The following is a 2951-nucleotide window of genomic DNA, read 5'->3' as shown; positions in this document are numbered from 1 at the left end:
CTTTTGTGCAAAACAGACTTTTTCATAATCTAACCCGATGTACAACCCTTCTGTGAGATTTCCGCGTCGATACGGGCTTCGTCACGACGCGCAGCAATGAAGGCCAGTGCGCCTGATCTGGAGAAAAGCCGGAAAGCATCATCCTCTCGCAACTGGAAGCGCAAAGGGACAAGGTCAGCCAGACCACGGGCGACATCATGAGGCGTGGGGTTATGCTCTGGCACTAGGGAACGAAAAAGAGCAAAGGCTTCCGGGTCCTCCTGAATGTCCAGCAGCCTTTCAAAACGCCCGAGCGTGTTGTGCCTGGCAAAGCCAGGCACCCGCGTTCCATTCACGATATGGAAGGCCGTCCGCCCCAGTTGGCGCACAAGCGCACTCATGATGACATCCTCCCGCGAAGCGCATCCAGCCGGTCCAGCACATGGGCATCACGGGACGCGATTTCGGCAACCATAAGAGTGGATACATTCTGAGCGTCGTGCCCAGCACCGTGTCATCCATGAAGAGGACAATGGGTGCAGTGATGCCATTCATGAGCCTTGGCAGGACGAGGTTTCAGGGGGACTGGAACAGGAGAGCGTGGGCAAAGTCCAAGAGCTGCCGGGGCGCAGCCCCGGCCGTTCATAGTTGGCCAGCGCAGCTGGCCCCCTTATTCACCACGCACTGACGGCTGACAAGGAAAAGGCGGCACTGAGGCCGCCCTTGCGATTATGGGTTATGAGGAGCCTGTGCTTCGAGCCTGTCGCGCAATTTGTTAAGGCGGCGCAGGATTGGGCCTAGAGCGAGACCAAAAATGAGTGTCCCACTCAAGAAAGGCACAACAACCAGCAGCATGTTAGAAATAAAATCATTCATGGTCTGCGTCCTCCTTTCCATCTTCAGGATAGCCGAAATATTCGGCGTAAGCCTTGGCTGCGCCGTCTGCGAGGGCAGCAAGGCCATAGGCCTTCATACCGAGTTGAGCGGCAAATTCACGGGCAAAGGCGGCGCGGTTTGCCTGTCCATCGATGCCCATGCGATCTTCGTCGCGGTTTTCGTTTGTAAAGCCAGAGGACAGTTCACGGGCGACCTGTCGCTTGGTTTCGTAAAACTGGGCCTGCCCGAAAGCGGAGGCCACGCGGGCGCCCACGATGCGCTGCATGTGCATTTCAAGGGCGCGAAAATTCTTTTCTCCGTTGATGATCGTTACAAGAATGGGTTCCATGATCTTGATTTCGTCCATCACGGAATTGTAACCGGCACCGAAAACCTCGTCTGTGTCCACTTCATCAATGGCAAAGGCGCGGGCAATGGCTGCGGCCTGTGCATCTGTGGGAATGAGAGCCTTGACGGCTTCAAGGGTTGCGATGGGCGCTGCCGCCTTGCGGTCTGCGGTTTCCTGAAAGGACCGGGAACGGGATGCGTTTTTTGTGGCCTTTGCGGCTTTCTTTTCTTGCGCTTCGGTATGGGCTTGGGCGATAGTAGTAGCAGCGTTTGACATGACGATATCTCCTGTCTGGCGTTAGCCCCGTTTCAGTGTGTCCGCACTGAAACGGGGCGCTTTGTGTTTGGGAGGTATTTCCCTCTCACAAGTAAAATATAGTACAAACCGCCAAAGTATTGCAAGAATAAAATTCAATAAATACAAGAAAATATCTGATTTATTTCTATTTGCAGAGATATTTACTTCTGATTTCTTTTCCGTATGCCCTTTATTTACTTACAATAATGTGGGAGAGGCGAGTATAGAAAAAATGGCGGTGAGCATTAGCACGAAAGTGGCGAGACCCCGTTTAGGGGGCTCGACAGGGGCGCCCCGGGCCTTTTCGGCACTTTTTCACAGACGACAGGGCTTGCGGCGAAAGGAAATGTACAAAGCACACAACCTTTCAGGCATTGGACAGCAAAATCACGATGACATTACAGCCGTCATTTTCCTATCTGGTCGCATAATGCCCTTCTAGAGTGTCCAATACTGACGTGAAAGGAAGAGGACCTCGTTGATGATCAGCGATAGAGATCAGATCAACAGCATGTTTCCCACGCATCTGCAATCGGCATTGGAACAGCTTGTCAAAATCGCGCATCAGAACGCAGTGGGATCGGATGAGATCAGCTTTGCCCCTCGTGATGAACTTGCGACAGTGGACCTTGTTGTGGCGGCACTCGCGAGCATAGGCATTTACATCACGACACCTTGTGCCTTCCAGATCTGGCTTCTGGTATCCGAAAACAATCAGGCGCATTGGCTGGATGGTCCTGACACATCGCATGAGACGCTCGCCTTCATCATGGATCTCTGCATGGATATCCACAAAGATAAGGACTATGCTGTTTTTTCAGGGATGGGCTAACCTCATGGACAGACACACGCCTTCCTCCCAGCCAGGAGCATCCAGTCGTCAGGCCGATCTGTTTGGATACCGCAAGCCGCGCGCACCACGGCGCTACCTGGCACACATGAGTGATGTTGGAGATCACGGCTGTATTTACGAACAGGGCAATACATGCGTTGCCCTGTTTTCATGTGCCCGCTGTGGTTGGGAAAGTGGCTGGCTTGAACGTCGGAACAAAACACATGTTCTGCAGGGCGTGCCCTGTATGAAATGCAACGACCAAGCCAAAGGATCGTTGGCGGATTAAGCACCCTGTACGCGATAGCAGCAATACCTTGCCTATGATTTACGACATGTTAAATGGGTTTTTCCATTACAGGTCAGAGATTTACTATTGAGACGACATTCAGATAACAGAAAGACAGGCGCAATGACAGAGTCCGCATCCGTTCACGAACCTGACACACAAAAGGTGGAGCAGACCGTTACAATCATATCAGCCTACGTTGGCCACAACACGGTCAGCGCTGAAGCCCTTCCAGATCTGATCAGATCAGTCTATGCGACGCTCGACGCGGAAATCTCACAGAAGGGTTGTACATCGGGTTAGATTATGAAAAAGTCTGTTTTGCACAA

The 2951-nt window shown here is 52.4% G+C and carries 6 protein-coding genes; 3 read left to right on the top strand and 3 right to left on the bottom strand.

Features of this window, described 5'->3' with window-relative positions; all coding sequences use genetic code 11:
• Positions 1-29: 29 nt before the first annotated feature.
• The 3 genes from CSR02_RS13130 to CSR02_RS13120 all read right to left on the bottom strand — a co-directional run bounded on the left by CSR02_RS13130 (position 30) and on the right by CSR02_RS13120 (position 1480).
• Positions 30-380, bottom strand: a complete 351-nt coding sequence (locus tag CSR02_RS13130) for a hypothetical protein (RefSeq protein ID WP_244177013.1) — start codon at positions 378-380, stop codon at positions 30-32.
• A 328-nt stretch (positions 381-708) separates the two neighbouring features.
• Positions 709-855, bottom strand: a complete 147-nt coding sequence (locus CSR02_RS16660) for a hypothetical protein (protein ID WP_167384150.1) — start codon at positions 853-855, stop codon at positions 709-711.
• Positions 848-1480 (bottom strand): hypothetical protein, encoded by a 633-nt coding sequence (locus CSR02_RS13120; protein ID WP_099541954.1) that lies wholly within the window; start codon positions 1478-1480, stop codon positions 848-850. The genes CSR02_RS16660 and CSR02_RS13120 overlap by 8 nt, the downstream gene beginning before the upstream one ends.
• A 502-nt stretch (positions 1481-1982) precedes the next feature.
• Here CSR02_RS13120 and CSR02_RS13115 point away from each other — a divergent pair.
• The 3 genes from CSR02_RS13115 (at position 1983) to CSR02_RS17175 (ending at position 2925) form a co-directional block, all read left to right on the top strand.
• The gene (locus CSR02_RS13115; RefSeq protein WP_064776528.1) at positions 1983-2333 is read left to right on the top strand and encodes a hypothetical protein; all 351 of its coding nucleotides are present in this window, start codon (positions 1983-1985) and stop codon (positions 2331-2333) included.
• A 4-nt stretch (positions 2334-2337) separates the two neighbouring features.
• Positions 2338-2622, top strand: a complete 285-nt coding sequence (locus CSR02_RS13110; RefSeq protein WP_099541953.1) for a hypothetical protein — start codon at positions 2338-2340, stop codon at positions 2620-2622.
• A gap of 123 nt (positions 2623-2745) precedes the next feature.
• A complete protein-coding gene (locus CSR02_RS17175) occupies positions 2746-2925 on the top strand; it encodes a MucR family transcriptional regulator (RefSeq protein ID WP_264820561.1) in 180 nt (59 codons plus the stop codon).
• The last annotated feature ends 26 nt before the right edge of the window (positions 2926-2951 follow it).

This window comes from Acetobacter pomorum (genome assembly GCF_002738225.1).
In the GTDB taxonomy this organism is placed as follows: domain Bacteria; phylum Pseudomonadota; class Alphaproteobacteria; order Acetobacterales; family Acetobacteraceae; genus Acetobacter; species Acetobacter pomorum.
The sequence above is the reverse complement of the archived record's forward strand: the minus strand, read 5'-3'. Positions and strand labels throughout refer to the sequence as shown.

Bases quoted from the DNA above. Each gene is read 5' to 3' on its own strand.
- CSR02_RS13110 (WP_099541953.1), top strand. From the start codon at position 2,338: ATGGACAGACACACGCCTTCCTCCCAGCCAGGAGCATCCAGTCGTCAG.
- CSR02_RS13130 (WP_244177013.1), bottom strand. From the start codon at position 380: ATGAGTGCGCTTGTGCGCCAACTGGGGCGGACGGCCTTCCATATCGTG.
- CSR02_RS17175 (WP_264820561.1), top strand. From the start codon at position 2,746: ATGACAGAGTCCGCATCCGTTCACGAACCTGACACACAAAAGGTGGAG.
- CSR02_RS13115 (WP_064776528.1), top strand. From the start codon at position 1,983: ATGATCAGCGATAGAGATCAGATCAACAGCATGTTTCCCACGCATCTG.
- CSR02_RS16660 (WP_167384150.1), bottom strand. From the start codon at position 855: ATGAATGATTTTATTTCTAACATGCTGCTGGTTGTTGTGCCTTTCTTG.
- CSR02_RS13120 (WP_099541954.1), bottom strand. From the start codon at position 1,480: ATGTCAAACGCTGCTACTACTATCGCCCAAGCCCATACCGAAGCGCAA.